Annotated in this window: 23 protein-coding genes; 9 read left to right on the top strand and 14 right to left on the bottom strand. The window is 71.7% G+C overall.

From position 1 onward, the window contains the following. Positions 1-12 precede the first annotated feature (12 nt). Positions 13-432: a Fur family transcriptional regulator gene (locus tag RM812_RS20095; RefSeq protein ID WP_311574365.1), complete on the top strand. Its 420-nt coding sequence runs from the start codon at positions 13-15 to the stop codon at positions 430-432. 30 nt (positions 433-462) lie between these two features. Here RM812_RS20095 and RM812_RS20090 read toward each other — a convergent pair whose 3' ends face one another. From RM812_RS20090 to RM812_RS20080, 3 genes are read right to left on the bottom strand one after another with little or no spacing between them, the layout of a single operon-like run. After that, complete coding sequence (locus tag RM812_RS20090; RefSeq protein WP_311574364.1) at positions 463-1,308, bottom strand: isoprenyl transferase; 846 nt, start codon at positions 1,306-1,308, stop codon at positions 463-465. 16 nt (positions 1,309-1,324) lie between these two features. Next, positions 1,325-2,074 (bottom strand): DNA repair protein RecO, encoded by a 750-nt coding sequence (gene recO / locus RM812_RS20085; RefSeq protein WP_311574362.1) that lies wholly within the window; start codon positions 2,072-2,074, stop codon positions 1,325-1,327. A gap of 22 nt (positions 2,075-2,096) precedes the next feature. Beyond that, on the bottom strand, positions 2,097-2,312 hold the full coding sequence (locus tag RM812_RS20080) for a hypothetical protein (RefSeq protein ID WP_311574361.1): 216 nt from the start codon (positions 2,310-2,312) through the stop codon (positions 2,097-2,099). A gap of 318 nt (positions 2,313-2,630) precedes the next feature. Here RM812_RS20080 and RM812_RS20070 point away from each other — a divergent pair, with 318 nt between their 5' ends. The 4 genes from RM812_RS20070 to RM812_RS20055 all read left to right on the top strand — a co-directional run bounded on the left by RM812_RS20070 (position 2,631) and on the right by RM812_RS20055 (position 6,060). Next, a complete protein-coding gene (locus tag RM812_RS20070; RefSeq protein WP_311574358.1) occupies positions 2,631-3,461 on the top strand; it encodes a helix-turn-helix domain-containing protein in 831 nt (276 codons plus the stop codon). Beyond that, positions 3,443-3,754: a DUF397 domain-containing protein gene (locus RM812_RS20065; protein WP_311574357.1), complete on the top strand. Its 312-nt coding sequence runs from the start codon at positions 3,443-3,445 to the stop codon at positions 3,752-3,754. Before RM812_RS20070 ends, RM812_RS20065 begins: the two co-directional genes overlap by 19 nt. A 229-nt stretch (positions 3,755-3,983) precedes the next feature. Further along, the gene (locus tag RM812_RS20060) at positions 3,984-4,463 is read left to right on the top strand and encodes a cupin domain-containing protein (RefSeq protein ID WP_311574355.1); all 480 of its coding nucleotides are present in this window, start codon (positions 3,984-3,986) and stop codon (positions 4,461-4,463) included. A 106-nt stretch (positions 4,464-4,569) separates the two neighbouring features. Continuing rightward, positions 4,570-6,060: an alpha/beta hydrolase gene (locus tag RM812_RS20055; protein WP_311574353.1), complete on the top strand. Its 1,491-nt coding sequence runs from the start codon at positions 4,570-4,572 to the stop codon at positions 6,058-6,060. Here RM812_RS20055 and RM812_RS20050 read toward each other — a convergent pair. The 9 genes from RM812_RS20050 to RM812_RS20010 form a co-directional block, all read right to left on the bottom strand. Further along, positions 6,048-6,722 carry a response regulator transcription factor gene (locus RM812_RS20050; RefSeq protein ID WP_311574351.1) on the bottom strand — a complete coding sequence of 225 codons (675 nt, stop codon included), beginning with the start codon at positions 6,720-6,722 and terminating at the stop codon, positions 6,048-6,050. The two genes, RM812_RS20055 and RM812_RS20050, sit on opposite strands and share 13 nt — an antisense overlap. Then, positions 6,719-8,005, bottom strand: coding sequence for a sensor histidine kinase (locus RM812_RS20045; RefSeq protein WP_311574349.1), 1,287 nt, complete (start codon positions 8,003-8,005; stop codon positions 6,719-6,721). The genes RM812_RS20050 and RM812_RS20045 overlap by 4 nt, the downstream gene beginning before the upstream one ends. A 67-nt stretch (positions 8,006-8,072) precedes the next feature. Continuing rightward, the gene (locus RM812_RS20040) at positions 8,073-10,163 is read right to left on the bottom strand and encodes an MMPL family transporter (RefSeq protein WP_311574347.1); all 2,091 of its coding nucleotides are present in this window, start codon (positions 10,161-10,163) and stop codon (positions 8,073-8,075) included. Positions 10,164-10,326: 163 nt separating this feature from the next. After that, positions 10,327-11,451 carry a hypothetical protein gene (locus RM812_RS20035; RefSeq protein ID WP_311574346.1) on the bottom strand — a complete coding sequence of 375 codons (1,125 nt, stop codon included), beginning with the start codon at positions 11,449-11,451 and terminating at the stop codon, positions 10,327-10,329. A gap of 73 nt (positions 11,452-11,524) precedes the next feature. Beyond that, positions 11,525-12,505, bottom strand: a complete 981-nt coding sequence (locus RM812_RS20030; protein WP_311574344.1) for an SCO2521 family protein — start codon at positions 12,503-12,505, stop codon at positions 11,525-11,527. A 1-nt stretch (position 12,506) separates the two neighbouring features. Beyond that, positions 12,507-13,472 (bottom strand): SCO2522 family protein, encoded by a 966-nt coding sequence (locus tag RM812_RS20025; protein ID WP_311574343.1) that lies wholly within the window; start codon positions 13,470-13,472, stop codon positions 12,507-12,509. Next, positions 13,469-14,386, bottom strand: a complete 918-nt coding sequence (locus tag RM812_RS20020) for an SCO2523 family variant P-loop protein (RefSeq protein WP_311574409.1) — start codon at positions 14,384-14,386, stop codon at positions 13,469-13,471. Before RM812_RS20020 ends, RM812_RS20025 begins: the two co-directional genes overlap by 4 nt. 2 nt (positions 14,387-14,388) lie before the next feature. After that, positions 14,389-16,233: an SCO2524 family protein gene (locus tag RM812_RS20015; RefSeq protein ID WP_311574341.1), complete on the bottom strand. Its 1,845-nt coding sequence runs from the start codon at positions 16,231-16,233 to the stop codon at positions 14,389-14,391. Between the two features lie 53 nt (positions 16,234-16,286). Then, positions 16,287-17,060 carry an SCO2525 family SAM-dependent methyltransferase gene (locus tag RM812_RS20010; RefSeq protein ID WP_311574339.1) on the bottom strand — a complete coding sequence of 258 codons (774 nt, stop codon included), beginning with the start codon at positions 17,058-17,060 and terminating at the stop codon, positions 16,287-16,289. A 255-nt stretch (positions 17,061-17,315) separates the two neighbouring features. Here RM812_RS20010 and RM812_RS20005 point away from each other — a divergent pair, with 255 nt between their 5' ends. Further along, complete coding sequence (locus tag RM812_RS20005) at positions 17,316-17,864, top strand: GNAT family N-acetyltransferase (RefSeq protein WP_311574337.1); 549 nt, start codon at positions 17,316-17,318, stop codon at positions 17,862-17,864. 31 nt (positions 17,865-17,895) lie between these two features. On the opposite strand, the gene RM812_RS20000 is transcribed toward RM812_RS20005, so the two are convergent. After that, complete coding sequence (locus RM812_RS20000) at positions 17,896-18,591, bottom strand: tellurite resistance TerB family protein (protein ID WP_311574335.1); 696 nt, start codon at positions 18,589-18,591, stop codon at positions 17,896-17,898. Between the two features lie 184 nt (positions 18,592-18,775). After that, complete coding sequence (leuA, locus tag RM812_RS19995; protein ID WP_311574333.1) at positions 18,776-20,497, bottom strand: 2-isopropylmalate synthase; 1,722 nt, start codon at positions 20,495-20,497, stop codon at positions 18,776-18,778. Between the two features lie 340 nt (positions 20,498-20,837). Here leuA and RM812_RS19990 point away from each other — a divergent pair, with 340 nt between their 5' ends. The 3 genes from RM812_RS19990 to RM812_RS19980 all read left to right on the top strand — a co-directional run bounded on the left by RM812_RS19990 (position 20,838) and on the right by RM812_RS19980 (position 23,575). Then, positions 20,838-21,908, top strand: coding sequence for a M4 family metallopeptidase (locus RM812_RS19990; RefSeq protein WP_311574331.1), 1,071 nt, complete (start codon positions 20,838-20,840; stop codon positions 21,906-21,908). A gap of 21 nt (positions 21,909-21,929) precedes the next feature. Beyond that, a complete protein-coding gene (locus tag RM812_RS19985) occupies positions 21,930-22,196 on the top strand; it encodes a protealysin inhibitor emfourin (RefSeq protein ID WP_311574330.1) in 267 nt (88 codons plus the stop codon). Positions 22,197-22,270: 74 nt separating this feature from the next. Next, positions 22,271-23,575, top strand: coding sequence for a GH1 family beta-glucosidase (locus tag RM812_RS19980; RefSeq protein WP_311574329.1), 1,305 nt, complete (start codon positions 22,271-22,273; stop codon positions 23,573-23,575). The last annotated feature ends 57 nt before the right edge of the window (positions 23,576-23,632 follow it).

Below are 23,632 nucleotides of genomic sequence, written 5' to 3'. Positions count from 1 at the left end.
AGGAGGAATCCGGTGACGACCGCTGGACCACCCGTGAAGGGCCGCGCCACCCGGCAGCGGGCCGCCGTGTCGGCGGCACTGGAAGAGGTCGAGGAGTTCCGCAGCGCACAGGAGCTCCACGACATGCTCAAGCACAAGGGCGACTCGGTCGGACTCACCACGGTCTACCGCACCCTGCAGTCCCTCGCCGACGCCGGTGAGGTCGACGTCCTGCGCACCGCCGACGGCGAGTCCGTCTACCGCCGCTGCTCCACCGGCGACCACCACCACCACCTCGTCTGCCGCACCTGCGGCAAGGCGGTCGAGGTCGAGGGCCCCGCGGTGGAGAAGTGGGCCGAGGCCATCGCCGCCGAGCACGGGTTCGTCAACGTGGCGCACACCGTGGAGATCTTCGGCACCTGCGCGGACTGCGCCAGCGCCTCCGGCGGCTGAGCGGCCCTTGGCGGCCTGACGGCCTCGTCCTCAAGCTCCCCCGGACGGGCTGGATTTCCCCTCCATGGCGAGGAGCTCCTCGTTCGGGATGGCCCCGCCGAAGCGGCGGTCCCGCGACGCGAACTCCAGGCAGGCCCGCCACAGGTCACGCCGGTCGAAGTCGGGCCACAGCACGTCCTGGAACACCATCTCAGCGTACGCGCTCTGCCACAGCAGGTAGTTGGACGTCCGCTGCTCGCCACTCGGCCGCAGGAAGAGGTCCACGTCCGGCATGTCCGGGTAGTACAGGTACTTCGCGAGCGTCTTCTCGTTGACCTTCGCCGGATCGAGCCGCCCGGCCCGCACGTCCTCGGCGAGGGCCTGCGCGGCGTCGGCGATCTCGGCGCGCCCGCCGTAGTTCATGCAGAAGTACAGGGTCAGCCGGTCGTTGTCCTTGGTCTGCTCCTGGGCGACCTGGAGCTCCTTGGCCACCGACTTCCACAGCTTGGGCATCCGCCCCGCCCAGCGCACCCGCACCCCGAGCTCGTCGAGGGTGTCGCGGGACTTGCGGATGAAGTCGCGGTTGAAGTTCATCAGGAAGCGCACCTCGTCCGGCGAGCGCTTCCAGTTCTCCGTGGAGAAGGCGTACAGGGAGATGTTCCCGACGCCGATCTCGATCGCTCCCTGGAGGACGTCCATGACCTGCTCGGCGCCGACCTTGTGCCCCTCGGTGCGCGGCAGCCCGCGTTCCTTGGCCCAGCGCCCGTTTCCGTCCATGACGATCGCCACGTGCTCCGGGACCAGCTCGCCGAGCTTCGGGGGCCGCGCGCCGGACGGGTGCGGCTCCGGCGTCCTGTAGTCCCGACGCTGACGCCCCAGGAACCCGCGTACGGCCATGTGTCTCTCGTCTCCTTCAGGATTTCTCTACGTATCGCAGGGAGCGCAGCCCTCGCTCCAGGTGCCAGTGCAGGTACGCGGACACCAGCCCGCTCCCCTCCCGGACGTACCGCGACTCGCACGCGTCGGCGGTCCCCCAGTCCCCCGTGAGCAGCGCCCCGAGCAGCTCCAGGGCCTGCGGCGAGGGTACGACGCTGCCGGGCACCCGGCAGTCGACGCAGACGGAACCGCCCGAGCCGACCGAGAAGAACCGGTTCGGTCCCGGCATGCCGCACCTCGCGCAGTCCCCGAAGGTCGGGGCGTACCCGTTGACGGCGAGGGAGCGCAGCAGGAACGCGTCCAGTACGAGGTTCGGCGCGTGCTCGCCCCGGGCGAGGGTGCGCAGCGCGCCGATGAGCAGCAGGTACTGCTGCACCGCCGGCTCGCCCTCGTGGTCGGTGAACCGCTCGGCCGTCTCCAGCATGGCGGTCCCCGCGGTGTACCGCGCGTAGTCGGTGACGATGCCGCCGCCGTACGGCGCGATGGTCTCGCTCTGCGTGCACAGCGGGAGCCCGCGCCCGACCAGCTCGCTGCCCTTCGAGAAGAACTGCACGTCGACGTGCGAGAACGGCTCCAGCCGCGCCCCGAACTTCGACTTGGTCCGCCGCACCCCGCGGGCCACGGCGCGTACGCGTCCGTGACCGCGTGTGAGCAAGGTGATGATCCGGTCCGCCTCACCCAGCTTCTGGGTGCGCAGCACGATGCCGTCGTCGCGGAACAGACTCATGCCGACCATTCTCGCGCATGCCTCAAGGCACCTCGCCACGGCTTCGGGCGTTGGCGTACGCCGTCGCGGCCCTGAGCCGCTCGGCCGGGGTGGCGTGGCGTACGTCACACGGCACCGCGTCCCACTCCCGGCCGCCGCCGTACGGCCGCATCTGGACGTACGGCCCCTCGTGCCCCATGACGACGCCGACGCGCCCGGTACGGGCGTCGACGGCGTAGGAGCCGACCGGGATGATCATCGCAGGACCGCCGCGAGGCGCTGCGCGGTCTCGACGGAACACCGCCCCAATTCGATGAGCGGACAGGGTGCCTCCCGCGCAAGACTCACCGGGTCGAGCCCGAGTGACGGCAGAGTAATTCCTGCCCTCATGAGTGCCGCGCGCAATTCTTTCACCACTACCTCCGCTTCTTCGACGCAGCGCGCCGAGTGCCGTGCCTCCACCGTGTTCCCCTTCTCTTTACGGTTTCACTCTTCGTGTCCCCAGAATGCCTCTCCGTGTCTACACTCGGCAGGAGTCTGTGCACTACAAGTACGGGTCAGGGCAGGGGGATTGGCTATGGCCAACGGTTCACGGCAAGCGGCGTGGGAGTTCTTCGGTATTGAACTAAAACGTCGGCGAGAGGACGCGGGAATCACCCAAGTCGAGCTGGGGTCCCGCGTATTCGTCTCCGGCGGGTACATCGGCCAGTTCGAACAGGCTATTCGGAAACCGCAGTTGGACGTGGCCCAGCGGATTGACGGGGCGCTGCAAACCGACGGTATTTTCGAGCGACTGTGCCGGAAGCTGATTGACGATCCGCGGTATGCGGATTACTTCGCGGGGGTCGTCGAGCTGGAGCGGCTGGCTTCGACGGTCTGCGACTTCGAACCGACTGTGGTCCCCGGACTCCTCCAGACACCGGCTTATGCCAGGGCGCTCACACTGGCAACACATCCGTTCGCGACGGACGAGTTCGTCGAGGACAGGGTCGCCGCCCGTGTCGAGCGATCACGGATCCTCGCGGACGCAGCACGGCCCGTGTATTGGGCGGTGGTGCATGAGACCGTACTGCGCGTTCCGGTCGGTGCCCCCGAGGTAACGGCGGAGACACTCGAGCACATGTGCGTGCTGGCCGGCGAGCGCAAAGTACTGCTCCAAGTGCTCCCCTTCTCGGCAGGCGCCCCCGCCAACAACGGGGCTCTCCGGCTCATGGAGTTCGAGGATGCCCCACCAACCGCCTATACAGAGACGTCGTTTTCGGGAAGCCTGCTGGACGATCCGGCGGTGGTGCAGCGTGCCCGCCGAGCCTACGATCTGATCAGGGGCGCCGCGCTGTCGCCGGAGGCGTCCCTCGCCCTGGTCCGATCGGCGGCGGAGGACTTCAGACGATGCGCGAGTACGACCTGAGCGACGCCCGCTGGACGAAGAGCAGCTACAGCAACGGCGAGGGTGGCGACTGCGTCGAGGTCGCATACGACTTCCCCGGCGCCGCCCGCTGGCGCAAGAGCACCTACAGCAACGGCGACGGAGGCAACTGCGTCGAAGTCGCCGACGGAGTCCCCGGCGTCGTGCCCGTCCGGGACAGCAAGGTGGCCGGTGGGCCGGTGGTCGTCGTCGGGTCGGCGGCCTGGACGGAGTTCGTACGCACCATGGGGGCCACTCGCTTCCTTGCCAGGGTCGTGCCTCCGCGACCCGAGTAAAGGGCGCTACGCGTCGCCTTCGGTGATGGGCCTGCGGCCCACCCTTGACTCGGCTCGCTCCCGCACGACACTGGCCAAGAAGCGGGCGGCCCCACGGCCACCCCGCCAACAGGCGGTCCCGCGACCTACGCCTCCCGTCCCCGGTCCTTTCGATCTTACGGACGATGCCGACAACGCTCCGACGCGCGAGAGTTGTCCGAAGATCCGCAACGAATGAAGGGGGCACCCCATGTCGTACCCAGAGCCGCGCTACCTCGGCGAGAAGGGCGAGATCAACGCCGTGTTCAGGACGGCCGACACCCCGCCCGACATCGTCTCCCCCGGTGGGACGACCACCCACTACCTCGCCAGTCACGCCACCACCGGGGGCGAGTTCGGGTTGTACAAGGTGGACATGGGCCCCAAGGCGCCCGGCGCCAGGACGCACTTCCACCGGGGCATCTCCGAGTCCTTCTACGTCCTGTCCGGCGAGCTGGAGCTCTACAACGGCGAGCGCTGGGTCACCGGACGCCAGGGCGACTTCCTGTACGTGCCGGTCGGCGGACTGCACGCCTTCAGGAACGACAGCGACGACCCCGTGTCCATGCTGATGCTCTTCTCGCCGGGCGCCCCGCGCGAGGAGTACTTCGAGCGCGTCGCCGAGTTCGCGCAGCACGGCGGCGAGGATCTGAGGGAGTTCCAGGTCAAGCACGACAGCTTCTTCGTCTGACGGTCGGGTCGGGGGGACCCCGGGGATCGGCACTGGGGTAATCCCCCATGGGTTTCCGGGCGTTGCCCGGATGGGGAGGCCCCCGGAGATCCGCGAGGCTCTTCGCATGACGCAGCGCACACGCACCCTCCGTAACGCCGCCCTCGTCGGCGTCTCCACCGCCCTCCTCGGCATCACCGCCACCAGCGCCGCCCAAGCCACGGCAAGTCCGCCCGAGCCCCTCGCCTGGTCCACCTGCGAGGGCACCGGCCTCGACCCCCGTCAGCAGTGCGCCACCCTCCAGGTCCCCATGGACTACGCCGACCCCGACAGTCCGCGCATCGACATCGCCGTCTCGCGCATCCCGAGTGAGAATCCGGGCGCCCGGCGCGGTGCCCTGATGCTCATCCCCGGCGGGCCGGGCGGCTCCAGCCTCAACGACCCCTCCGGGAAGGGGCAGAAGCTGCCGCAGAGCGTCCGGGACGCCTACGACCTCATCGGGTTCGCGCCACGTGGGCTCGCCCCCTCCACCGCCGTCGACTGCGGACTGGAACACGGCGACCTCGCCACCTCCAAGCTCCGCCCCTGGCCCGCCCCGGACGGCTCGGTCGACGGGAACCTCGACACCGCCCGGCGGATGGCCGACGCCTGCGCCCGCAACGGCGGCGAGCTGATCCGGCACCTCAGCACCGCCAACGAGGCCCGCGACATCGACCGCCTCCGGGCCGCGCTCGGCGAGCAGAAGATCTCCGCGTGGGGCGTGTCGTACGGGACGTACGTCGGCGCGGTGTACAGCCAGCTCTTCCCGCACCGCACCGACCGCGTCGTGCTGGACAGCAACGACGACCCCGACCCCACCCGCGTCGCCCGCTCCTGGCTCGCGGGGCACGAGCAGGGCGTGGAGGACACCTTCCCGCACTTCGCCGCCTGGGCGTCGCAGCCCGGCAACCCCGACCGGGTGGCGCTCCGGGCCGCCGACGTACGGCCGCTGTTCCTGCGGCTCGCCGCCCGCCTCGACCGGGAGCCGATCCCCTGGCCCGGCGCCAACCCCGAGGAGCTGAACGGCAACGTGCTGCGGCAGACCATGCTGGACAGCCTCTACTCCCCCAGCCGTTACCCCACGCTCGCCAAGCTGATGCGGGCCGCGCAGCAGGGCACCGTGCCGCCCGCGCCCGGGGCGCCGCCCGAGGCCGTGCTGCAGAACGTCGCCGCCGTCGGTGCCGGCGTCCTGTGCAACGACGTCGCCTGGCCCGCCTCGGCGGCCGTGTACCAGAAGGACGTCGCCGAGAGCCGGGCCAAGTACCCGCTCACGGCGGGGATGCCGCGCAACGCCATGCTGTGCGCCGCCTGGCCGTATCCGCCGCGCGAGGCGCCGGTGCGGATCACCGGCCGGGGACCGTCCAACGTGCTGCTCGTCCAGAACGAGCGGGACGTCGCCACCCCGCTCAGCGGCGCCCTGAAGCTGCGGGAGGCGTTCGGCCCGCGCGCGGTCATGGTCACGGTGAACTCCACCGGTCACGACGCCTACCTCGCCAACGGCAACGCCTGCGGCGACGACACGGTCTCCCGCTTCCTGGCGACCGGGCAGCGGCCCGCCGCGGACACCTACTGCGCCTGACGGTCGCCCGGCGTCACCAGCCCCGACTCGTAGGCCACGATGACCAGTTGCGCCCGGTCCCGCGCCCCCAGCTTGCCCATGATCCGGCTGACGTGGGTCTTCGCGGTCAGCGGGCTCAGCCCCAGGGAGTCGGCGATCTCCGTGTTGGTGAGACCGCGCGCGACCAGGGCGAGCACCTGGCGTTCCCGGACCGAGAGGCAATCGGGGCCGCCGCCCGCCACCGGCGCCTCGGGGCTGCGCAGGAACCGTTCGATCAGCCGGGCCGTCGGGCCGGGCGACAGGAGCGCGTCGCCCGCCGTCACGGTGCGGATGGCGTCGAGGAGTTCGGCGGGCCTCGTGTCCTTCACCAGGAACCCGGAGGCGCCCGCGCGCAGGGCCTCCACGATGTTCTCGTCGGTGTCGTAGGTGGTGAGGACCAGCACCTTCACGCCCGCGAGGTCCTCGTCGGCGGCGATGAGCCGGGTCGCCTCGATGCCGTCGAGGTCGGGCATGCGGACGTCCATGACGACGAGGTCGGCACGTTCGGCGCGGGCCAGTTCCACGGCCCGGCGTCCGGTGCCGGCCTCGCCGACGACCTCCATGTCGGGGGCCGAGGCGACGAGCAGGGCGAACGCGGCACGGACCAGGTTCTGGTCGTCCGCGAGCAGTACGCGTATGGTCATCCGTCTCTCTCCGGAGTCACGGTCGTCGGCGCCCCGATCGGCACCGGCGCGGCGGGCGTGGGCAGGACCGCCGTCACCTCGAAGCCGCCCCCCACGCCCCCGCCCCGCGGCCCGGCGTCGAGTGTGCCACCCACGCTGCGGGCCCGCTCCCGCATGCCGACGAGGCCGAAGCCGGGGGTGCCGGCGGGGTCGGGGCCGGTGCCGTCGTCGGTCACGGACAGGTGCAGGCCGTCCCGCTCGGCGCGCACCTCGACACGGACGGACGGTTCCGGCCCCGCGTGCCGTACGGCGTTGGTCAGCGCCTCCTGCACGATGCGGTAGGCGGCGGCGCCGACCGCGGGCGGCACGTCGCCCGCGCGCAGCGACAGCTCCACCCGCGCTCCGGCCACCCGGGCCGCGGCCACCAGGTCGGCCAGGCCGTGCAGCCCGGGCAGCGGGCCCCGGGCGTCGGGCGCATCCTGCTCCCGCAGGACCTCCAGCGTGGTCCGCAGTTCACCGCGCGCGCTCCGGCAGGTCTCGGCGATGTCGTCGAGGGCCTTGGCGACGGCGGCCCGGTCCAGGCGCTCGGGGTCGGCGGTCAGCACATGGGCGGCGACCGAGGTCTGCACGCCGATGAGGGTGATGCTGTGCGCGAGCAGGTCGTGCAGGTCCCGGGCGACGCGCAGGCGTTCCTCGGCGACGCGGCGGCGGGCCTCCTCCTCCCGGGTGCGTTCGGCGCGCTCGGCGCGCTCGACGATGGAGGCGACGTACTGGCGGTAGTAGCGGACGTCGACGCCGCAGAAGAGGACGGCGACGACCCAGCCGGAGACGCGGAGCAGCTCGATGGCCTGGTGGGTGTTGACGGTCAGCATGACGCTGACGGACGCGGTGAGGACCGCGACGCCGGTCAGGATCGTGCGCAGGGGGCGGCCGGTGACGGCGATCGTGAACAAGGCGACGTAGGAGGCGGGGGCGGGCGCGGCGTGGTTGTTGTTCAGGGCGTGGTACGGCCCGACGAGGGCCACCACCGCGGCCAGCACCAGCAAGGGGTGGCGTCGCCGCCACACGATCGGGACGTGCGCGGCGACCAGCAGCGTCCAGCCCACCGCGTCCGGGCGGCGGCCCCCGTCGGTGAACAGCGCCAGGCAGACGGCGCCGGCGAGGAGGACCGCGGCGAGCACGGCGTCGTTGCGGGTGCCGTGCGGGGCGGTGCGCGGGTCGCGGTTGATCACGGCCATGATCCGCTCGCCCACCCGGGGCCGGGCGGACGGGGTCGGTGGCGGCGCTGTCGGGGTCGGCTGCACCCGCCCATCCTCCGTGACGGGCGCGCCCCTGCGGGAGGGGAGGGGCGCGCCCGGGTCCTCGGGCACCTCAGACACCGACGGGTTCCCGCTCCCCCGTCGGCACCGGCTCCCCGGGCGCCCGGGACAGCCGGCCCGGCCACCACACCCGGCGGCGCAGCGCGACGCTCGCGCTGGTCACCAGGTAGGTGCGGACGAGGAAGGTGTCGAGGAGGACGCCGACCGCGATGACGAAGCCCAGCTCGACCAGTTGCACCATCGGCATGCTGGTGAGCACCGCGAAGGTGGCCGCGAGGACCAGTCCGGCGGAGGCGATGACGCCGCCCGTGGTACGCAGCGCGGTGAGCGCGGCCGCGGTGGGTTCGGCGCCGTTCAGGGACTCCTCGCGCATGCGGTGCATCAGGAAGATGCCGTAGTCGACGCCGAGAGCCACCAGGAACACGAAGGAGAGCAGGCCGAGACCCGGGTCGGTGCCCTCGAGGCCGGAGAGCGGCCCGAAGACGAGTCCGCCGATGCCAAGGGCCGCGCCCCACACGGCGACGACCGCGGCGACCAGGATCAGCGGGGCCACCAGGGACCGCAGCAGCACCACCAGGATCAGCAGGACGGACAGCAGCACGATCGGCACGACGATGACCGTGTCCCGGGCGTTGGTGTCCTCCAGGTCGATCTGCTGGGCGCTGGGGCCGCCGACGTAGGAGCCGTCGAGGGTGTCGCGCAGGGCCTCGATGGTGGCGGTCTCGGCCGCCGACTGGGGCGGGGCGGAGGCCAGTACGGTCAGTTCGGTCCACCCGCCGCCGCTGCGGCCCCTCTCGGCGCTCTCCACCCCGCGGGTGTCGCGGGCCGCGGCGAGGGCGGCGTCGGCGCGGCCGGTGGGGGCCATGACGGTGATGGGCCGGGTGCCGCTCTCCGGGTAGGCGGCGGCGAGGGTCTCCATGGCGGCGATCGCCTCGGGCCTGGTGGTGAAGGAGTCCTCCTGTTTGAGCGAGCCGGGCAGGTTGAACGACCCGAGCGCCAGCGCGCCGAGCAGGACGGCGCCGCCCACGAGGACGGCACGGGGCCGGCGTTCCGCGGAGCTGCCCATCGCGGTGAACAGCGACCTGCGGGCCTTGGGGGTGCTGCCGTAGCGGGGTACGAGCGGCCAGAAGACGCGGCGGCCGAGCAGGACCAGGATCGCGGGCAGCAGGGTCAGCATGGCGGCCAGCGCGCAGAGCACACCGACGGTGCCGAGCGGGCCCATGCCCCGGCTGGAGTTGAGGTCGGCGGCGAGCAGGCACAGCAGTCCGGCGGCGACGGTGCCGGAGGAGGCGAGCACGGCGGGGCCGCAGCCGCGCAGCGCGGCGAGCATGGCGTCGTACGGCCGCTCGAAGCGGCGCAGTTCCTCGCGGTAGCGGGAGACGAGCAACAGCGCGTAGTCGGTGCCGACGCCGAAGACGAGGATGGTCATGATGCCGGTGCTCTGGCCGGAGACCGTGGTGCCGAACCACTGGTTGAGGCCGTAGGCGACGCCCATGGAGAGGTAGTCGGCGATTCCCGCGACGGCCAGCGGTACCAGCCACAGGAACGGGCTGCGGTAGATGACGATCAGCAGCAGGGCGACGACGGCCGCGGTGGTGTAGAGCAGCGGGCCGTCGAGCGAGTTGTAGACCTCGGCGGCGTCGGTGGAGAGCGCGCCCGCCCCACCGACCTCGACGCTCAGCCCGTCACCGCCCTGGGCGACGTCCCGGACGGCGTTGACCAGGGCGTCACGCGCCTCCTCGTCCTGGCCGGGCCCGTTGCCGGCGACCGGGTACATGAGGGTGGTGCCGTCCTCGGACGGGATGCCCTCCGGCCGGCCGGTCAGTTCGTGCGCGCCCGCGATCTCGGCGATCTGCCCGGCGGCGGTGGCCCGGTCCGCGGCGGTCAGTCCGGCGTCGCGGTGGTAGGCGACGACCATCTCGGTGGCCTCGCCGCCCGGCAGCCGGTCCTGGATCTTGGCGACCTGCGTCGAGTCGGCGCTCGCCGGCAGGTAGTCGACGGCCCGGTCGCGCTGTACGTCCGACAGCTTCGACGCGAACGGCGAGGCGAGCGCCAGTACGGCGATCCACAGCCCGAGCACCAGCCAGGGCACGGCCCGCCGTCGCCTCCCGCTCGTCCCGCCACGTGTCCTTGCGGCCCCCATGAGACGCCGCCTCCCTCCGGTCGGATGTCTGGTGTCGTTCTCCAGACTCCCGGCGGCGGGGCGCCGACACGTCGGACGTGAGGGCGAGTTGACGGCTACTGCCCGGGGTGACGCCCGGCCGGTGTTACTCCCCGGGGAGTAACGGGCCGCCGGGGCCGCCGGGTCAGCCCCGGTCGACCATCCAGTTGCCGTCCTCCTCGGCGTCCACCCTCACCTCGAGTTCGCGCAGGCCCATGCCCGCGTCCCAGAGCTCCCGGAAGCGCTTCAGCCGGTCGCGCACGTAGTCCTGGCGCGCGGTGAGCCGGGTCCTGACGTTGACGTCGCGCAGGTCCTGCTCGATCTCGAACGACACCTCCTCGTCGTAGAGGATGAAGTCGTTGGTGGTGCCGCGCTGCAGGTGCGGGGGCAGTTCGGGCAGGACCGCCGCGCGTACGTCGATGCGCCGCAGTTCCTGCTCCTCGCACAGCCGCAGCAGCCGGTCGTCGAGCTCCCGCGCGCTCTCCAGGAGGAACAGCCGGCGTACCGTCACGCCCTGCTCGTCGATCGCCTCCTGCTGGGCGTCCAGGTAGCGGCCGGCGGGCTCGCTGTTCCAGAACAGCCGGTCGACGGAGGTGCTGGTCGCGAGGATGGACTGCTCGGCGGCGCGGGTGAGGGTGAGCATCCAGTCGTGGTTCTCGCCGGGGCACTCGGCGCTCAGGTTGGTGAGGTCGGCCATGTGGCCGACCACCCGGGTCATCTCCAGGTGGACGAAGGTGTGCAGGATCGAGGGCCCCGGCAGCAGGGCGTCGGCGAAGCCCTTGGCCAGGTCGGGCACGCTGTCGATGCGGGCCCGGTCCAGCGCGGGGTAGGGCTCGCCGGTCCGGTGCTCGACCTGGGTGACGTGGCTCTCGACCAGCTGCTTCACGTCCTCGGTGTGCCGGGACAGGCCGGTCTTCAGCGCGTCGTCGTGCCGGTTCAGGCCGTCCCGTACGTCGCGTACGGCGGCGGTGTTCTCGGCCAGCGCGTCCTCCACCCGCCGGGCGTGCTCCTCCGTGCGCGGGTCGTGCGTTCGTGGGGCCAGTCCGAGGACGTACTGGACGAGGACCGCGGCGGCGGCGCAGAGCAGGCCGGCCGCGGACTGCCGCAGCGCTCCGTCCTCCGGGCTCAGCAGCGCCGTGACGCTCCAGGTGAGGGCGCCGGCGACCAGGCCGACCAGCAGCCTGCGCCCCCATGGGGACTCCCCCCTCGGGTCGCCGGGGACCGCCGTGCGGGCCGTGTCGTCGGGTCGGGATGACTGTGCCGTGCTCATCTCGCTTCTCCCCCCGTTGGGATACGCGTCGGATCGAGGTACGGGGATGTGCGTGTCGGGCGCCGGTGTCCGGTCAGGAAGCCGGTTCCACCTCCCGGCGGGCCGACGGAATGGCGTGCAGGGTGAGCTGGTCGCGGATGCGCTGCACCAGGGCCTGCCACTGCCGGGTGAAGCCGGGCCGCTCCTCCAGCGGGTCCCACAGGGGGGCCAGGTCCTTGGTCACCCGGGCCCGGGGCATCCACAGGTGGAGCAGGTGGTCGACGGCCGGGCGCAGCGCCCTGACGACGGCGTCGGCGTCCTGTGCGGCTGCCGTGCCCAGGCGGATGCCGTCGAGCATGCGGACCACGGTGGTGAGCAGCCAGTCGTGCAGGGCGAGGTCGTCGCAGAGCGCGGCGAGGTCGGCGGCGGGGGTGCCCTCGGGCACGCGGAGCCGTACGGTGCGCAGTTGGTCCTCGGCGAGGGTGAACCGTTCGATCGACGGGCCCTCGTCCGGCGCGGCGGGCAGGGCCGCCCAGCGCAGCCGGGTGGGGCGGGACCGGAAGGGCGGACGCTGGTCGAGCAGGGGGTGGCGCAGCAGCCGGGTGAGCAGCCCGTCGGCGATCAGTCCGACGTCGAGGTCGCCGTGGCGTCCGCCGCCGAGCACCCCCTGGGCGACCGCCTCGTGGGGCAGCTTGCCGAGCGGCTCGACCACTCCGGGGCGCACCAGGTACTCGCCCCACGGCCGCCGCTGGTCGGGGCCGGTGGCGGGCAGCCGGAAGTAGGCCGAGGCCTGCAGGACGCGCCCCTCGGTGAGCGCCGCCCGCGCGGCGACCGTGCCGACCGCGCGGATCCGGGCGCCGTTGGAGCTGGGCAGCGGGCAGTCGATGCCGGTGAGGGTGTCGGGCGAACGCGCGTAGAGGTTGGGGCGTTCGGAGAGCAGCACGCGTTCGTCGGCGCGCAGGCCGAGGAGCTGTGCTGCGGCGCGGATGTCGAGGGCCTGCCGGGTGGGCAGCAGGCAGGTGCGGATCTCACCGCAGGCGAGTACGGCGGGCGGGGTGCTCTGCCGCGGTGCCATGTCAGGGCCCCGAGTAGTAGACGTAGGAGACGCGGTCCGCGACCGAGTCCGGGACGGCCGTGCGCTCCCGGCCGGAGCGTTCGGCGACCTGCTCCAGCGCCCCGGGGTCGACCTCGATCTGGTCGAGGATCACGCGGACGGCGTGCTCGACGGGGAGGAACCGGGTGGGCAGCACCGAGCAGGTCCGGTAGGCGGTGAAGGGGTCCGCCCCGGGGTTGAGCCGTACCAGGGAGGGCAGTTCGTCCCAGTCGTCCGGGAAGCCGGCGGCGGTGTGCGGCTGGGGGACGAGGACCGCCTCGCCCTCGTTGCGCAGCAGTCCGAGGCGGGCGAGCTGCCAGACGGCGGCGAGGAAGGGGCAGGACCAGGTGCGGTGCCCGTCGGCGTCGTCGCTCCACAGTTCGACGTCGAGGAAGACGGAGTGGCGCCGGGCCGCGGTCTCCTTGGGCGGCTGCCAGACCGCGGCCCGTTTCATCGCCTGCGGGGCGCGGGCGACGGGGCTGCGCTCGCCGTTGGCCAGCCAGCCGGTCTGCGCGGCGGGCGGGCGCAGGCCGTAGCTGCCGGGCGGCGGCGACTCGACGATGCGGCCGGCCACCGCCTCGGCGACGGGCACCTTGCCGGTGACGGCGCAGCCGGACTCGCGGGCGAGGTAGTCGACGCCCAGCCCGGCCCGCTCGGCCTCCGCGAGGAGCATGGGGACGACTTCGGCGGGGGTGGAGAAGCGGGTGAAGTAGTCGTCGATGAGGAAGCAGGTGCTGATCCGGGCGCGCTTGCCGCCGGCGCGGGCGGTGGCGGCGGTGCGTGCCGCCTCCACCCAGGGGCGTACTTCCGCGAAGTGCCGCCGCAGGCGTTCGGGGCCGGCCTCGAAGTCCTCCATGTAGAGGTGGCCCAGTTCCAGGGAGAGGTGGGCCAGCGGCACCGACTGGGTGCGTGGCTCGGCGGCGGTCTCACGGAACACCGAGTCCGTCATGGCCGCCCCCAGTGCGAGTCGTCGGTCAGGCGCCGGGCGATCTCCTCCAGCGCCTCCAGGGTCTCCTTGTTGGCGATCTGGGTGGAGAGCACGTCCTCTTCGGTGATCAGCTGTTCGCGCCACTGGAGTATGGGCTCCAGCGGCACGGTGCCGAGGACGACGCTGTCGCCGATGCGGTGCTCGGCGGCGAGTCGGCGCAGCGCCTCGTCGCAGGCCTGCATCCAGGCGGCCTGGGCGGGTGAGCCCTGGGACCACAGCGGTGACTCGGGGTCGGGTACGGCGGCCCGTACGAAGCGGATCGCGGCCCGCAGGGTCTCCTCGTCGTGTCCGCGCTCGACGCCGCCGCCGATGATGCCGTGTTCCTTGTGGACCAGCCCGGAGGCGGCGATCACGTGCTGTCGCGTCCAGCGGTGGAAGACGAGCCAGCGGAAGGGGACGTTGCGCATCCGGGGGTGGGCGGTCGCCGCGAGGACCATGTCGACGGCGTAGCTGCGGCCGGCGCTCAGGTCGACGACGGTCAGGTCGAACTCGCCGTTGAGCCGCAGCAGCAGGTCGACGCACCGCTCCAGGGCTTCCTCGCCGATGGCGAACTCGCCGCCGCCGGCGTCGCCGGGGAACAGGACCAGGCGGCCGGACTGGTTCGGGCGGACGCGCAGCAGGGGGTGCTCGGTCTGCCGCCAGACGTCGATCCTGGCCGGCTCGGCCGCCTCGCCCTCCAGGTAGGAGTGGAGGCCGCGTTCCTCGGTGCCGCGCATCGCGCCGGGCACGTCGAAGACGGCGGCGGCGGTGGGCGAGCCGAAGTCGAAGTCCACGTAGGCCACGTGGTCTCCGGCGAGGGCGCGCTGGTAGGCCAGGTTGGCGCTGGTCACCGAGCGCCCCGTGCCTCCTTTGTCGGAGGCGGCGAAGACGAGCACGCTCACACCTCCTGTGCTGCGGCGCCCCTGGCCTGGGCCAGGGTGTCGAGTTCCTGGAGCACGGGCAGGGCGAGTGCGAAGGCGGTGGCGGGCCGGTCGTCGACGAGGCTGCGGGCGTGGTCGAGGCGGCTCTCGATGCTCCGCATGGCCTGGGCTCTGCTTCCGTGGGCGGCGGCGGACGCCTCCAACTGCTCCTTGCCGAACAGGTGGGTGGCCTCGCTGAGCAGTTCGCGGGCCAGCTCGGCCAGTTCGGGGCTGCGGATGGGCTGTTGCTCGTACAGGTTGCGGGCGGCGACGAGGCACTCGGTGACGCGCTCGGTGATGCTCCACGACATGCGCGGGCCGACGTTGCGGGCGTCGGGGTAGACGGCCTGTACGTCGTCCCAGAGGCCGGCGCCCTCCTCGTCCTCGATGCGCCGTGCCCACAGGTGCTCGAAGGTCTGCTCGGACAGGCGCAGCAGACGGTCCTGTGCGCCGATGTTCCGGGAGAGCTCGGCGAGTTGGATGCTCCGCTTGAGGAGCTGTGCCGAGAAGTCGGTCATCCGCCACAGGAGGAGTCCGCCGGAGCGCTCGGAGCCGGCGAGCGGCATGGTGACGCCGGGGTGGTGCAGCCGGATGGTGGGGTCGTCCCTGGTCATCCGGCTGGTGACCCGGCCGCGGTCGGCGAGGCGCTCCATGACGGCGACGGTGCGGGTGAGGTCGTCGTCGGTGGCCTTCCGGCGGACCAGGTCGTGGACGACGATGGCCGCGACGGTCAGGGAGAAGTACTCGGACTCCAGCCGCAGGCCGGTGGTCTGCCAGGGGAGGTCCTCCAGGGGCCAGCGGTCGGCGCCGAAGCGGGCGATCGCGGACCAGTACTGCTGGCTGAGTTCCCAGCGCAGGCGCAGTGCCTCGGCGAGTTTCTGCTGGTCGGCGTCGAGCAGTCCGAGGGTGAGGGTGCGGTCGGAGAACAGGTCCTGGATGCCGTCGAGGGCGACCACGGTGAAGTAGACGTAGGGCAGCCGGTCGGCGATGCCGTCGGGCTGGCCGGGGACCTGGACGTCCAGGTCGGTGACCTTGGGAGCGTCCTGCACGATGCCCCAGGCCCAGCCGCACTCGAAGAGCTGGCTCTCGTCGCGGATGCCCTCGTCGACCTGGATGCCTCGGGTGAGGCTCTCGATGATGGTGGCGCGCAAGGGCCGTAACCTGCGGGAGAACTGCTGGAGGACGACCCGGTCGGACTGCCTGCCCTGTCCGATGACCTGGATCAGCCGTCGGCCCTGTTCGGACTCGGCGTCGAAGACGTTGACGGTGAAGGAGCGCAGCAGGCTGATCATGGCGGCGGTCAGCCGGGCGTTCGTGGCGTCCCGCAGTTCGGCGATCGCCTTGAGCACCTCGGGCCGGGTGGTGGTGCCCTCGTAGACCTTGAGGAAGCCGAGGGTGGCGAGGCAGAGCGTGACGGACATGGAGTAGGAGTCGACCACGCCGAGCTGGCTCTGCTCGTGCGTGACCTCACCGTCGGGGCCGTCGGGCCGGAAGTAGTGTCCGCCGGCGAAGGTGGGGCTGTCGTCCGTCCCGGTGTGGGTGCGCATGAACTGGGTGAGCGCGGTGATCAGGTTGGGCGGGATCTCCAGGCGGCTGCCGACCCGGTCGAGCGCGCGCAGGACGTCACGTTCGGTGGTGTCCGGTTGGTCGAGGCGGAAGGCGGGCACCTCGGTGGCCGGGTAGAGCAGGCAGAGCAGACGTTCGGCGTCCGCGACACTGCTCAGCCCGTCGGTCTCCCCCCAGGTGAGCTTCCCGTCGTCGAACGAATGACGGGCCATGGCCTGCCAGATGTCCAGCAGGTGCTGGCGTGGCTTGATCTGCATCCCCGCACCCCTCGCACAGATCTCGTTGCCCGGTGTTCAGCATGTCCCCGTTCCTACGGGGTGGCAATCTCCGCGTTGCGCCGCCCCAGAGCCAGGAGCATTCCCTCGTGTCCCGGCCGCACCATGTGGTGCAGATCGTGGATTTCCAGCTCTCCCGTGTACTGCTCCAGGCTCTCCCTGACCCGGTTCTCGTTCACCCGGTAGGCCGGGTACCGGTGATCGCCGACGCGGTAGCCGACCGACTCCTTCATGAACGCGGCGGCGAAGGGCGCCCCCTGGCTGAGCGCGTTCATGAAGCACCGCACACCCCGGTGGAACTCGTCGGGGCACTCGGACATCGAGTCGGCGACGAAGAACATCGTGCCGATGTCCCAGCGCCGGTGCCCCTCCTCCAGGTCGAACAGGTTGCCGCGCTCCACCCGGACGATCTCGCTGACGCGGTTCCTCGGTTCGACGGCGCGGTAGGCGGGAGACTCGCGCAGCACCTCCCAGAACGCGTCCCACGCGGTGTCGTACCCGCCCGGGGAGACCTGCTTCTCGAGGTACTCGACGTTCGGGTGCGCGTACTCCAGCAGGAGCACCTTCTCGCACCAGGGGAGCATGGAGAGCGCGGGGTAGAGATTCGCACCGGCACCGACGTCGACGCCCCGCACGGAACCCGGAACCGCGCCCGCGAAGCAGCGGTCGAAATAGTCCCGCATCAACCGGACGATCAGCAGGTCGACTTCGAGCGGCGTCCGGTAGTTGTTGTCGACGTACACCTCTGGATCGAACTGCGACCAAGGTGCGTCGGCGTTGCGATCCATAGTCACCCTGCCGCGTTTCATTCGATTCCGGACAAGCCCCAGTGCCGTGCACGATAGGCCACCAGGACACGACGAGACAGCCGGGAACACGCCAGTCCTCATCCGCCGGGCGCACGTCGGGCGCATCGTCGCACGCCCTAACTCGCCCTTGCACGAGGGAAGTTGGACGCTCACTCTAGCCAGAAGGAGTGACCGGCCGCCACACGGAGCCGCGTACTCCTGAGGATGAACAGCGCATCCGTCGAGTTGACCTCGCACGTTCTGACTGGGGGTGGCATGACCGCCGAACCGCTGGAACGCCCCGTGGACCACCACGAGCGGCTCACGGGCCCCGGCCCGTACCCGGACACCCTGCCGCTCGTCCTGCGGACGGCACGGGAAGCCGATCTGCCCGAGCTGCGGCGGCTCGACGAGGAGGTCTTCCAGGAGGTCGCCTATCCCGGCTTCCTCCTGCGCCAGCTCTTCGACATGTACGAGGAGCACTTCCTGGTCCTCGACGACGGCGCCGGCCGGTTGCGCGGCTACGTGCTGGCCGCCACCAGGGCGCTCGGCCGGGACAGCTGGATCCTGGGCCTGTGCGTGACCCAGGACCGCCGGCGCCACGGACTGGGCAGGGAACTGATGACGGAGGTCCTGGACCGGCTGCGCCGGAACGGCATAGAGGTGGTCCGCCTCACCGTGGAACCCGCCAACCTCGCCGCCATCCTGCTCTACCGGTCCCTCGGCTTCCGCCCCGAGGAACCCGACGGCGGTCTGCGCCCGGACTACTTCGGCCCGGGCATGCACCGCCAGATCATGCGGCTGGACCTGCCCGGCTGCCCCTGAACCCGGGCCGGGAAGGCGGCCAGGAGGGCGACTAGGAAGGCGTGCCCGCCGACTCCAGCAGCCGGGTCACGTCGGCGGAGCAGATGGTCAGGGCCGCGCCCACCGTCGCCAGGACGTCGCGTTCGGCGGGGGTGTAGGGGCCGTCGGCCAGGGCGATGCGGGCGCCCTGGAGCAGGATCGATTCGCGGCCGAGCGCGGCGAGGTGCGGGGCCAGCGGGTCCAGCGCCTCGTGGAGTTCTATGGCCAGGCCGGGCACGCAGGGCTCGCCTCGGACCCGCCCGGTGTCCGCCTCCAGCGCCTCGACCAACGCGTTGAGCTGGTCCTCGGTGCAGTCCTCGAAGCCGGCCGCGCGCACCGCGACGGCCGCGGTCTCCAGGGCCGTACGGGAGCAGGTGCCGCCCGCGGCGAGGACCGCGAGGGCCACGGTGTGGACGGCGTCGCGGAGCATGGCGCAGAAGCGGGTGGTGGTCGGGTGGTCGAGCACGTCGGTGCCGTAGTGGCGGCGGCAGGCCGCGCACTCGACGGTCGGCGCGGACTCGCCGCGCGGCAGCACGGGCACGCCGAGCAGGGTGAAACGGCGGCGGCCGGTCAGCCGCTGGTAGTTGCGGTCGCCCCCGCAGCCGGGGCAGAAGAACTCGCCGTCACCGACGGGCGTCCATGCGGTGCGGGTGCCCAGGATGCTCGGCAGCCGGGCAGCTCGGCCGTTTCGTTCCCGTCCTGGCAGCACGTCGCACCTCCGTAACGGCGCGACAGCATCGTCGCGCTGGCGTGATGTTAGCCACATCACCGACGTGGAGTCAGCACCCGGGACGAGACCTTTCCGTGACCTCCACAGATATATGGCCGGTATATGACGGGGCCCCGCCCGCCGTTCTCCGGCGAGCGGGGCCTCAAACCGCCGATTCGGCTGGTCAGCGAGTTGCGCGGTTGACGGCGGAGACGACCGCCTTCAGCGAGGCGCGCGTGGTGTTCGCGTCGATTCCGATGCCCCACAGGACCTTGTCGCCGATGGCGCACTCGATGTACGAGGCGGCCTGCGCCGAGGCGCCCTCGCTCATCGTGTGCTCCTGGTAGTCCAGCAGGCGCACGTCGATGCCGACGCCCTGCAGCGCGTGGAAGAACGCCGAGATCGGGCCGTTGCCGGTGCCGACCAGGGTGGTCTCCACGCCGTCGACGGTGGCCTCGACGGTGAGGGTGTCGACGCCGTCGCGGTCGGTCGTGGTCTGGCCGGCCTCGACCTGGATGCGGCCCCAGGGGTTCCCCGGGTTGGGCAGGTACTCGTCCTGGAAGACCTCCCAGATCGCCTTCGGCGTGATCTCGCCGCCCTCGGCGTCCGTCTTCGCCTGGATGATCTTCGAGAACTCGATCTGCATCCGGCGCGGCAGGTCCAGCTTGTGGTCGTTCTTCAGGACGTAGGCGATGCCGCCCTTGCCGGACTGCGAGTTGACGCGGATGACCGCCTCGTAGGAGCGGCCGACGTCCTTGGGGTCGATCGGCAGGTACGGGACCGCCCACTCGATGTCGTCGACGGTGACGCCCTTCGCGGCCGCGTCGGCCTCCATGGCGTCGAAGCCCTTCTTGATGGCGTCCTGGTGGGAGCCGGAGAAGGACGTGTAGACCAGGTCGCCCACGTACGGGTGGCGCGGGTGGACCTGCATCTGGTTGCAGTACTCCCACGTGCGACGGATCTCGTCGATGTCGGAGAAGTCGATCTGCGGGTCGACGCCCTGGGAGAACAGGTTCATGCCCAGGGTGACCAGGTCGACGTTGCCGGTGCGCTCGCCCTGCCCGAACAGGCAGCCCTCGACGCGGTCGGCGCCGGCCATGACCGCCAGCTCGGCCGCCGCGACCGCCGTGCCGCGGTCGTTGTGCGGGTGGACGGACAGGCAGACGTACTCACGGCGGGACAGGTTGCGGCCCATCCACTCGAAGCGGTCGGCGTGCGTGGACGGCGTCGAACGCTCCACGGTGGCCGGCAGGTTGAGGATGATCTCGCGGCCGGGACCGGGCTGGTAGGTGTCCATCACCGCCTCGCAGACCTCCAGGGCGAAGTCCAGCTCGGTGTCGGTGAAGATCTCCGGCGAGTACTGGTAGCCGAACTCCGTCTCCGGGCCCAGCAGCTTCTCGGCGTACTCCATCACCAGCCGGGTGCCGTCCACGGCGATCTGCTTGATGTCGTCCCTGGAGGCGCGGAAGACGACGCGGCGGAAGACCGGGGCGGTGGCGTTGTACAGGTGGACGGTGGCCCGCCTGGCGCCCTGCAGGGACTCCACCGTGCGCTCGATCAGGTCCTCGCGGGCCTGCGTCAGCACGGAGATGGTCACGTCGTCCGGGATGGCGTCCGGGTCCTCGATGATGGAGCGTACGAAGTCGTAGTCGGTCTGGCCGGAGGCGGGGAAGCCGACCTCGATCTCCTTGTAGCCCATCTTGACCAGCAGGTCGAACATCGCGCGCTTGCGGGCGGGCGACATCGGGTCGATCAGCGCCTGGTTGCCGTCGCGCAGGTCGGTGGAGAGCCAGCGGGGGGCGGTGGTGATGCGCTGGTCCGGCCAGGTGCGGTCGGGGATGTCGACCTGCTCGTAGCCGCGGTACTTGGTGATCGGCATGGAACTGGGCTGCTGGCGGTTGGCCATGATGGCGTGGGCTCCTCTGATGTCCGCGGTGTCCGCGACGACCGCGTGTCCGGAAGGACGGCCGACGGCACCACCAAGCTCCGCGGGGAGGGAGTCGGCCTCTACAGGCCCTCGCCGCGGCAGCTAAGGAGAAGCAGCCCGAAACGCATGATGCCCAGCACCATAGCCGAGCCACGCCGGTCACGCGGGTCCGTTTCAGTATGCGGGATCACGGAGCGAACCGGGGCAAAGAGTGCTGTATACCACTCATGACAGCTCGCCGTGTCCCATTGGCGCCGCATTTCACCAATCATGGTTGCGGCTAGTGACAGACCGGTCACTGAATGCGAGTGTGCTGAGCATGACGACCACCGGGGGCTTCATGCCCGTCTTCTGCACCATCGTGCCGCCCCACGTCCTCGACAGGCTCGCCCAGAACGAGGACCCCGTGCTCGCCGGGCCCGCCCGCCGGACCCTCCAGCGCGACGCCTTCGAGCGCACCCGCCGCGGTCTGACCACGGTCATCGGCGCCCCCGCCGTGGCCCCGCGGGCCGGCGCCGAGCCCGAGAAGCCGCACCGCACGATCTACGACGCCCGGCACGGCACCGACCTGCCGGGCCGCAAGGTGCGCGGCGAGGGCGAGGAGCCCGGCCAGGACGCCACCGTGAACCGCGCCTACGCGGGCCTGGGCGCGACCTTCGAGCACTTCCTGAAGGCGTACGGGCGCAACTCCATCGACGGCGCCGGAATGCCGCTGGACGCGACCGTGCACTACGACCGCGAGTACAACAACGCCTTCTGGAACGGCGAGCAGATGGTCTTCGGCGACGGGGACGGGGAGATCTTCCTCGACTTCACCATCCCCATCGACGTCATCGGCCACGAGCTGGCCCACGGCGTCACCCAGCACACCGCCAACCTGACCTACTACGGCCAGCCCGGCGCCCTCAACGAGTCGGTGTCCGACGTCTTCGGCGCCCTCATCAAGCAGTACTCGCTCGGCCAGAGCGCCTCCGAGGCCGACTGGCTGATCGGCGCCGGCCTGCTCGCCCCGCGCGTGACGGGGGTGGCGCTGCGCTCCATGAAGGCGCCGGGCACGGCGTACGACGACGACGTCCTCGGCAAGGACCCGCAGCCCGCGACGATGGACGACTACGTGCGCACCGGCCGCGACAACGGCGGCGTCCACATCAACTCCGGCATCCCCAACCACGCCTTCTACCTCGCCGCCACCGCCCTCGGCGGGCACGCCTGGGAGCGGGCCGGGCAGGTCTGGTACGACGTGCTGACCGGCGGCGAACTCGCGCAGGACGCGATGTTCACCGACTTCGCCGCGCTGACGGTGAAGGCCGCCCGGGAGCGCTACGGGGACGCGGACGAGCTGGACGCGGTGCGCAAGGCCTGGGAACAGGTCGGGGTGCGCGCGCAGTAGTTCCGTACTAGACACGGACCCATGCGGATTCAGGTGAGGCGCACAGGAGGCTTCGCGGGCATCGAGCGCCATGCGGAGGTCGACACCGCGGGACGCCCCGACGCGGCCGAGTGGCATGCCCTGGCGGAGCGGGCGGTCGCCGACGGGCGGGACACGCCGCCGGTCGGGGTGCCGGACGGTTTCAGCTACCAGATCACGGTGGACGGGAGGACGGTGTACGCCGCCGATCCCCGGCTGACGGACGGGCAGCGCAGACTGGTCTCGCGGGTGCTGAAGGAGGGGGCTTAGCCGTGGTTCAGCCGTAAGCCGGGCTCGTCGCACGGGCGTTGACTTCCGTCGTCCGCGGTACGGATGATCCGCGCATGGCGACGAACCCGGTACCCCGGTTCCCGGACGGCTTCCTGTGGGGCGTGTCGACCTCGGCCCACCAGATCGAGGGCGCGGCGGGCGAACGGGAACCGTCCGTGTGGGACGTCTTCACGTCCGAGCCGGGGCGGGTGAAGGACGGCTCGACGGCGGCGGTGGCCTGCGACCACTACCACCGCTACCGCGAGGACGTGGCCCTGCTGGCCGACCTGGGCGTGGACGCCTACCGCTTCTCGGTCTCCTGGCCCCGGGTGAACTCCCCCGGCGGCCTCGACTTCTACGACCGCCTGGTGGACGAGCTGTGCGCGGCGGGCGTGCGGCCGGTGCCGACGCTCTTCCACTGGGACCTGCCGGCCGGCCTGGACTGGCTGGAGCGGGACACGGCGTCCCGGTTCGCCGCGTACGTGTCGGTCGTCGCGGACCGGCTGGGCGACCGGGTCGGCAAGTGGATCACCCTCAACGAGCCGGCCGAGCACACCCTGCTGGGCCACGCCCTCGGCACGCACGCCCCCGGCAGGGAGCTGCTGTTCGACGCCCTGCCGGTGGCCCACCACCAGCTCCTCGCGCACGGCCTGGCCGTCCGGGCCCTGCGCGCGTCGGGTGCCGCGGACATCGGCATCGCCAACTCGCACGCGCCGACCTGGCCGGCCTCGGACGAACCGGCCGACCGGGAGGCGGCGGACCTCTACGACGTCCTGCTGAACCGGCTGTTCTCGGACCCGCTGCTGCTGGGCCGGTATCCGGACGGCGTCGGTGAGCTGATGCCGGGCGAGGTGGACTCCGACCTGTCGGTGATCGCCGAGCCGCTGGACTGGTACGGCGTGAACTACTACGCGCCGGCGCGGGTGGGCGCCCCGCGGGGCGCGGAGAGCGAGTTCGGCGGTGTGACGCTCCCGGCCGCGCTGCCGTTCTCGGTGCGCGGGATCGAGGGCCGGCCGGTGACGGACTTCGGCTGGCCCGTGGTCCCCGAGGGGCTGACGGAGCTGCTCACCGGCCTCGGCGACCGCTACGGCGACCGGCTCCCGCCGATCGTCGTCACCGAGAACGGCTGCTCCTACGAGGGCGTCGACGACCAGGACCGCATCGCCTACCTCGACGGGCACGTGCGCGCCGTCCACCGGGCGCTGGAGGCGGGCGTGGACGTGCGCGGCTACTTCGTGTGGTCGCTGCTGGACAACTTCGAGTGGGCCGAGGGGTACGCGCGCCGGTTCGGACTGGTCCACGTGGACTTCGCGACGCAGCGGCGCACGCCCAAGGCGTCGTACGGCTGGTTCCGGGACCTGGTCCGCGGCCGGCGGTGAGGTCCGGCCGTCGGGAGCCGGTCGGACAAAAGACCTCGGCGCTGTCGGCGGAGAGTC

The organism is Streptomyces lancefieldiae (genome assembly GCF_031845825.1).
GTDB classification, from domain to species: domain Bacteria; phylum Actinomycetota; class Actinomycetes; order Streptomycetales; family Streptomycetaceae; genus Streptomyces; species Streptomyces lancefieldiae.
The sequence above is the reverse complement of the archived record's forward strand: the minus strand, read 5'-3'. Positions and strand labels throughout refer to the sequence as shown.

Bases quoted from the DNA above. Each gene is read 5' to 3' on its own strand.
- RM812_RS19990 (WP_311574331.1), top strand. From the start codon at position 20,838: ATGACGACCACCGGGGGCTTCATGCCCGTCTTCTGCACCATCGTGCCG.
- RM812_RS20005 (WP_311574337.1), top strand. From the start codon at position 17,316: ATGACCGCCGAACCGCTGGAACGCCCCGTGGACCACCACGAGCGGCTC.
- RM812_RS20055 (WP_311574353.1), top strand. From the start codon at position 4,570: ATGACGCAGCGCACACGCACCCTCCGTAACGCCGCCCTCGTCGGCGTC.
- RM812_RS20090 (WP_311574364.1), bottom strand. From the start codon at position 1,308: ATGGCCGTACGCGGGTTCCTGGGGCGTCAGCGTCGGGACTACAGGACG.
- leuA (WP_311574333.1), bottom strand. From the start codon at position 20,497: ATGGCCAACCGCCAGCAGCCCAGTTCCATGCCGATCACCAAGTACCGC.
- RM812_RS20025 (WP_311574343.1), bottom strand. From the start codon at position 13,472: ATGACGGACTCGGTGTTCCGTGAGACCGCCGCCGAGCCACGCACCCAG.
- RM812_RS20060 (WP_311574355.1), top strand. From the start codon at position 3,984: ATGTCGTACCCAGAGCCGCGCTACCTCGGCGAGAAGGGCGAGATCAAC.
- recO (WP_311574362.1), bottom strand. From the start codon at position 2,074: ATGAGTCTGTTCCGCGACGACGGCATCGTGCTGCGCACCCAGAAGCTG.
- RM812_RS20065 (WP_311574357.1), top strand. From the start codon at position 3,443: ATGCGCGAGTACGACCTGAGCGACGCCCGCTGGACGAAGAGCAGCTAC.
- RM812_RS20070 (WP_311574358.1), top strand. From the start codon at position 2,631: ATGGCCAACGGTTCACGGCAAGCGGCGTGGGAGTTCTTCGGTATTGAA.
- RM812_RS20030 (WP_311574344.1), bottom strand. From the start codon at position 12,505: ATGGCACCGCGGCAGAGCACCCCGCCCGCCGTACTCGCCTGCGGTGAG.
- RM812_RS20080 (WP_311574361.1), bottom strand. From the start codon at position 2,312: ATGATCATCCCGGTCGGCTCCTACGCCGTCGACGCCCGTACCGGGCGC.
- RM812_RS19985 (WP_311574330.1), top strand. From the start codon at position 21,930: ATGCGGATTCAGGTGAGGCGCACAGGAGGCTTCGCGGGCATCGAGCGC.
- RM812_RS20010 (WP_311574339.1), bottom strand. From the start codon at position 17,060: ATGAAACGCGGCAGGGTGACTATGGATCGCAACGCCGACGCACCTTGG.
- RM812_RS20035 (WP_311574346.1), bottom strand. From the start codon at position 11,451: ATGAGCACGGCACAGTCATCCCGACCCGACGACACGGCCCGCACGGCG.
- RM812_RS20050 (WP_311574351.1), bottom strand. From the start codon at position 6,722: ATGACCATACGCGTACTGCTCGCGGACGACCAGAACCTGGTCCGTGCC.
- RM812_RS20040 (WP_311574347.1), bottom strand. From the start codon at position 10,163: ATGGGGGCCGCAAGGACACGTGGCGGGACGAGCGGGAGGCGACGGCGG.
- RM812_RS19980 (WP_311574329.1), top strand. From the start codon at position 22,271: ATGGCGACGAACCCGGTACCCCGGTTCCCGGACGGCTTCCTGTGGGGC.
- RM812_RS20015 (WP_311574341.1), bottom strand. From the start codon at position 16,233: ATGCAGATCAAGCCACGCCAGCACCTGCTGGACATCTGGCAGGCCATG.